The organism is Actinomadura napierensis, from assembly GCF_039529375.1.
GTDB lineage: Bacteria > Actinomycetota > Actinomycetes > Streptosporangiales > Streptosporangiaceae > Spirillospora > Spirillospora napierensis.
This window is the reverse complement of record NZ_BAAAMR010000220.1, coordinates 1-5,897: the sequence shown is the minus strand read 5'-3', so window position 1 is coordinate 5,897 and position 5,897 is coordinate 1. Positions and strand designations below refer to the sequence as shown.

Annotated in this window: 4 protein-coding genes; 1 reads left to right on the top strand and 3 read right to left on the bottom strand. The window is 73.1% G+C overall.

Annotated elements, in window-relative coordinates; all coding sequences use genetic code 11:
- Nucleotides 1-261: 261 nt before the first annotated feature.
- Nucleotides 262-2,385 carry a peptidoglycan recognition protein family protein gene (locus tag ABD296_RS48675; protein ID WP_344285128.1) on the top strand — a complete coding sequence of 708 codons (2,124 nt, stop codon included), beginning with the start codon at nt 262-264 and terminating at the stop codon, nt 2,383-2,385.
- A gap of 57 nt (nt 2,386-2,442) precedes the next feature.
- On the opposite strand, the gene ABD296_RS48670 is transcribed toward ABD296_RS48675, so the two are convergent.
- The 3 genes from ABD296_RS48670 to ABD296_RS48660 all read right to left on the bottom strand — a co-directional run.
- A complete protein-coding gene (locus ABD296_RS48670; RefSeq protein ID WP_344285125.1) occupies nt 2,443-4,095 on the bottom strand; it encodes a DNA repair helicase XPB in 1,653 nt (550 codons plus the stop codon).
- A 171-nt stretch (nt 4,096-4,266) separates the two neighbouring features.
- Complete coding sequence (locus ABD296_RS48665) at nt 4,267-4,701, bottom strand: hypothetical protein (protein WP_344285122.1); 435 nt, start codon at nt 4,699-4,701, stop codon at nt 4,267-4,269.
- 105 nt (nt 4,702-4,806) lie between these two features.
- A partial coding sequence (locus ABD296_RS48660; protein WP_344285119.1) for a helicase-associated domain-containing protein occupies nt 4,807-5,897 on the bottom strand: 1,091 nt, incomplete at its 5' end.

Genomic DNA, 5,897 nt, shown 5'->3' with positions numbered 1-5,897 from the left:
CACCGCCGGACATTTTTTAGGAAGGCCCCGCCGTTTCGGCGGGGCCTTCCGCATTTCCAGGGGTAGTCGGGCGACCGGCCCCAGGGCCTGGCCGACCGTGGTCAGGTGGGCATGATGCAGGTCGCGGTGTGTCGGCGGTTATGACATGGCATCTGTGATGTGCATGGGCTTGTGGTGGTGTTCTTGCAACGGCAGGATCAGGGCGAATACGGGGTCGGCCGGCCGGCGTGGTGCGGGGCCGGGTGGTGAACGGGGAGAGACATGGTCAGGCGAACTCTGGTCGGCGCGTCCGTCGCCGCGGTGGTCGTGGCGGGGACGGTGACCTATGTGGTCACCGCCGGTTCCGGCGCCGCGACGTCCGCGAAGAGCCGGCCCGATCCGGGGCAGGTGTACCGGTACGGGCTGCGGGACATGCCCGGCAGCACTGCGGCGAAGAAGGTCGTCGGATTGCCGGCCGCGTCCACGAAGCCGTTCAGCATGGTCGGTGTGACGTGGGAGAAGCCGCGTTCCGAGCTGGACGGGACGGTGCGGGTGCGCACCCGCGGCAAGGCGTCCGGGAAATGGTCCGGGTGGCGGGCCGTGCAGCCGGACACCGACGACGCGCCCGACGCCAAGACGGGTCAGAGGTCTGGGACGAGCGGGCTGTGGGTCGGCCCGTCCAACGGTGTCGAGGTGCGGGTGGCCGGGCACGGCAGGACGCTTCCGGCCGGGCTGCGGGTCGATCTCGTGGATCCCGGCACCGGGACGACGTCGTCCGTGGGCGGGAGCGGCGGTCCTCGTGCCGCAGGAGCAGGAGGCGGCGACGCGAAGCTGGTCGCGGCGACCGAGCCCGCCCCGTCGCCCTCTGCGCGGGTCCAGGCCGCGGCCGTGACGGCGCCGAAGCCGCCGATCGTGACGCGGGCGCAGTGGGGCGCGGACGACAGCCTCATCAAGGATCCGATCCAGTACGACTCGTCGGTGAAGGCCGTGTTCGTGCACCACTCGGACACCGGCAACTCCTACACCTGCGCCGAGGCGCCGTCCGTGGTGCGGTCGATCTTCCTGTACCACGTGAAGAGCCTGGGCTGGAACGACATCGGCTACAACTTCCTCGTGGACAAGTGCGGCACGATCTACGCGGGCCGCTCGGGCGGTGTCGCGCGTCCGGTGCACGGCGCGCACACCTACGGGTTCAACACCGACACGACCGGCGTCGCCGTCCTCGGGACCTACACCACCAAGGACCAGACGCCGTCGGGCGTCGCGCCGACGCAGGCGGCGCTGACCGGTGTCGCGAGGATCGCCGCCTGGAAGCTGAGCCTGACGGGCGTCGACCCGGCGGGCAAGACGACGCTGACGTCGAACGTCACCGACGGGAAGTACCCGTACGGGAAGCAGGTCTCCTTCTATACGATCTCGGGGCACCGGGACGGGTTCGCGACGGCGTGCCCGGGTGACCAGCTGTACAGCAAGCTCGGCGCGATCCGGACGGCCGCGAAGAAGCTCGTCACCCCGTCGGTCACGGCGACGCTGTCCGGCGCCGCGAACGTGAGCGGGCGCTACTACACGCAGAGCACGGTGACGGTCGGGTGGGAGCCGGCGGCTTCCACGACGTACCAGGTGCTGGTGGACGGGGCGGTGGCGGCGACGCCGGCGGCGGGCGCGAAGTCCGCGACGCTGGCGCTGAAGCCGGGCACGCATAAGGTCGCGCTGCGCGCCGCGTACGGGAGCGGCGGCACCGCCGACTCGCCCGACTACACGGTCGTCGCGGACGTGACCAAGCCCGTCTTCGCCACGCCGCCGGCGCTCGCGCTGCGGGTGGGGACGGTGGCGCCGACGTCGGTCCCCGTCACGCTCGGCTGGAAGGCGACCGACAACGCGCTGCTCAACTCCGTCAAGGCGACGTCGCCGGCCGCCAAGGCGTTCGCGGGCACCGCGACGACCTGGGCGGCGACGGCGACGCCCGGCGCGGCGCAGTCGTGGGCGCTGACCGCCGCCGACGCCGCCGGGAACACCGCGGCGTCCGCGGTCTCGCGGAGCGTCGCGCTGATCCCGGAGGGCCGGTCGACGCGCACCGGGGTCTGGAGGCAGGTGCCGAAGACCGAGGACTACCTCGGCGGATACGGGCTGTACAGCAGCGCCAAGGGCGCCAGTGCGAGCTGGACGTTCACCGGCCGCGCCGCGGGGCTGATCGTCAAGCGGGCGGCGAACACGGGCGCGGTCACCGTCTACGTGGACGGCAAGGCGGCCGGCACGCTCGACACCCGCGCGTCCAAGACGGCGTACCGGCAGATCGCGTGGACGCGGTCGTGGAGCACCGCGGGCGCGCACACCATCAAGATCGTGGTGGCGGGGACGTCCGGGCGTCCGGCGGTCGGCATCGACGGCATCGCCACCATCGGCTGACACGGGACACGGACCCGCGGAAGGCCCGGCGCGCGCGACGCCGGGCCTTCCGCGCGCTCAGACGTCGTCGCCGGCCAGGACCGCGTCGGCGTCGACGATCCGGTACGCGTAGCCCTGCTCGGCGAGGAACCGCTGCCGGTGCGCGGCGTAGTCCTGGTCGAGGGTGTCGCGGGCGACGACGGCGTAGAAGCGGGCGCCCTTCCCGGACGCCTTCGGCCGCAGCAGCCGGCCGAGGCGCTGCGCCTCCTCCTGCCGCGACCCGTACGCGCCCGACACCTGGACGGCGACGGTCGCCTCCGGCAGGTCGATGGAGAAGTTCGCGACCTTGGACACGACCAGCACGTTCAGCTCGCCGGACCGGAACGCGTCGAACAGCCGCTCGCGCTCGCGCACCCGGGTCTCGCCCTTGATGACCGGGGCGTCCAGCAGCGCGCCGAGCTCGTCGAGCTGGTCGATGTACTGGCCGATGACGAGGGTCTGCTCGCCCCGGTGCCGGTCGACGAGCGCCTGGATGAGCTTGGTCTTGGTGTCGGTGGTGGCGCAGAAGCGGTACCGCTCCTCGGGCTCGGCGGTGGCGTAGGCGAGCCGTTCGGAGTCGGTGAGGGTGACGCGGACCTCGACGCAGTCGGCGGGCGCGATCCAGCCCTGCGTCTCCATGTCCTTCCACGGCGCGTCGTAGCGCTTCGGCCCGATGAGGGAGAACACGTCGCCCTCGCGGTCGTCCTCGCGGACGAGGGTGGCGGTGAGGCCGATGCGGCGGCGGGCCTGCAGGTCCGCGGTCATCCGGAAGATCGGCGCCGGCAGCAGGTGGACCTCGTCGTAGACGACCAGTCCCCAGTCGCGGGCGTCGAACAGCTCCAGGTGCGTGTAGGCGCCCTTCCGGCGCGTCGTCATGATCTGGTAGGTCGCGATGGTGACCGGCCGGATCTCCTTCTTGGTGCCGGTGTACTCGCCGATCTCGTCCTCGGTGAGCGAGGTGCGCTTGATCAGCTCCTGCTTCCACTGGTGCGCCGAGACGGTGTTGGTGACGAGGATCAGCGTGGTCGCCTCGGCGCGGGCCATCGCGGCGGCGCCGACGATGGTCTTGCCGGCGCCGCACGGCAGGACGACGACGCCGGACCCGCCGTGCCAGAACGCCTCGGCGGCCTCGCGCTGGTAGGAGCGCAGCTCCCAGCCGTCCTCGACGAGGGAGATGGCGTGCGCCTCGCCGTCGACGTAGCCGGCCAGGTCCTCGGCGGGCCAGCCGATCTTGAGCAGCGCCTGCTTCAGCGAGCCGCGCTCGCTCGGGTGCACGACGACGGCGTCGTCGGAGATCCGGTCGCCGATCATGCCCTTGATCTTCTTGGCGCGGAGCACCTCCTCCAGGACCGAGCGGTCCGAGGAGGACAGGACGAGCCCGTGCACGGGGTGCTTCTCCAGCCGCAGCCGCCCGTACCGCGCCATCGTGTCGGCGACGTCCACCAGCAGCGCGTGCGGCACGGGGTAGCGGGAGTACTTGATCAGGGTGTCGACGACCTGCTCGGCGTCGTGGCCGGCGGCGCGGGCGTTCCACAGCGCGAGCGGCGTGACGCGGTAGGTGTGGACGTGCTCGGGCGCCCGTTCGAGCTCGGCGAACGGGGCGATGTCCTTGCGGCAGGCGCCGGCCAGTTCGTGGTCGACCTCCAGCAGCAGGGTCTTGTCGGATTGGACGATGAGCGGACCGTCGGTCAATGCAGAAGCCCCCGTCGATGATCGCGATGGCTCGTCCGGACGCCGTGCACGCTACCCGAGGCGTGCCGGTGCGTCGCGCGTTCCGGACGGGACCGCAGGTTCAACACCGGAACCGGCCCCGATATTGCCTCGGCGGCGGCAGAGGGGAACCGCTGGGCGCGGTTGCCCGGTTCAGACGCCGTCGGTCGAGGTGTAGCCCGGGTCGCTGGTGGCGATGATCGCGAAGTAGACGACCGCGATGACGATCCCGATCAGGATGGACGCGGCGAACAGCGACCAGCTCCAGATCGTCAGCTTCCGGGCCGACTGCGGGTCGGTGTTGACGCGGCCGAGCGCGAGCGCGCCGGTGACGATGCCGGGGATGGCGACGATGTTGCAGCACAGCACCGCCACGACGCAGTTGCACACCAGGGCCGCGATGGTGGAGCCGTTGCTCGTGGGGGCCTGCGGCACGCCCGGAGGCCCGTACGGGTACCCAGGCTGCCCGTAGCCCGGCTGCCCGTACCCCGGCTGGCCGTAGCCGCCGGGGTCGTCCCACCCCGGCGTGCCGCCGTAGCCGCCGTAGGGGTCCTGCCAGCCCGGCGGTCGCCCTCCGTATCCGCTCACCCGAAGCCTCCTCGTGCTCGAGGGCACGCTACCCGCCCGACACGACACCTGGTTGGACAGAACGGACGTCCCGCCGGTTCCACCTGAACCGAAGCCGGCGGCGGGTCAGGACTCGCCGGGCTCCTCGTCCAGCTCGGCGACGCCGGTGATGCGGTGCAGGGCGAAGCGGTGCACGGCCGCGCGGGTCGCGTCGTAGCCGGTGAGGAACCCGCCCTCCACCCGGACCGGCTCGACGATCCGGCTGGACGCCTGGCCCTGCTGGTCGAGGTAGCCGATCCAGACCCGGCCGCCGCGGTCGACCGCGCCGCGCAGCCGCTCGATCGTCGCCATCGCCGGGGACCGGGGCGGGTCGCCGGACGGGGCGTCCGCGCGCAGCCGGGCCTGCTCGGCGCCGTGCCGGGACGCCTCGTCGCCGGCCCGCAGCGCGCGCACCGCCGCGGAGATCATCGAGGTGTCGGCGGTCTCGTCCGGCCGCAACCGGACGATCTCGGCGGTCGGCGGCGGCTCGGCGCGCTGCGCGTCCGGCCGGGTCACGATCACCCCGCCGCCGGGCGACTCGGCGACCGGTGCCAGGCCCATCGCGCGGAGCCCGTCGAGGAGCTCGGCGCGGTGCATGCTGGACGCCAGCACCGTCGGGGCGAGCCGGTGGAGCCGCAGCGCGTCCGAGCGCCGGTCGGCGAGGATCTCGTCGAGCGTGCCGGCGGAGTCGGTCCGCACGTAGGAGGAGAGGGACCCGACCCGCAGGTGCCCGTGCCGGCGCGCGACGTCGTCGATGAGGTAGGTGAGCGGCTGCGGCAGCGGTGTCGCCGAGTGCCGGGTCAGCAGGCCGGTGAGGTCGCCCGCGGTGCGCCCGGCGTCCAGGGCGCGGCGGACCGACTCGGGCGTGAACCGGTACACGGTCGCCCCGCCGGTCGACTCGACGTCGGCGGCGAGCGCCAGCTCCCGGCTCAGCTCGGTGACCAGCGGGCCCGGCGCGACCGCGGTCAGGTCGGCCTGGATGAGGATCCGGTCGACCGGCTCCGGCAGGTGCTTCTCCAGGGCGGGCTCGGGGTCGTCGCCGGCGAGCAGGTCGCGGGCGAACGGCGCCGGCACGCCGAACCCGGTGAGGCCGAGGACGGCGGCCTCCCGCAGCGTCCAGCCGACCAGCCGGTCGCGGGCCGGGCCGCCGCGCCGGGGCCGAAGCCACGCCAACCGGG

Bases quoted from the DNA above. Each gene is read 5' to 3' on its own strand.
- ABD296_RS48675 (WP_344285128.1), top strand. From the start codon at position 262: ATGGTCAGGCGAACTCTGGTCGGCGCGTCCGTCGCCGCGGTGGTCGTG.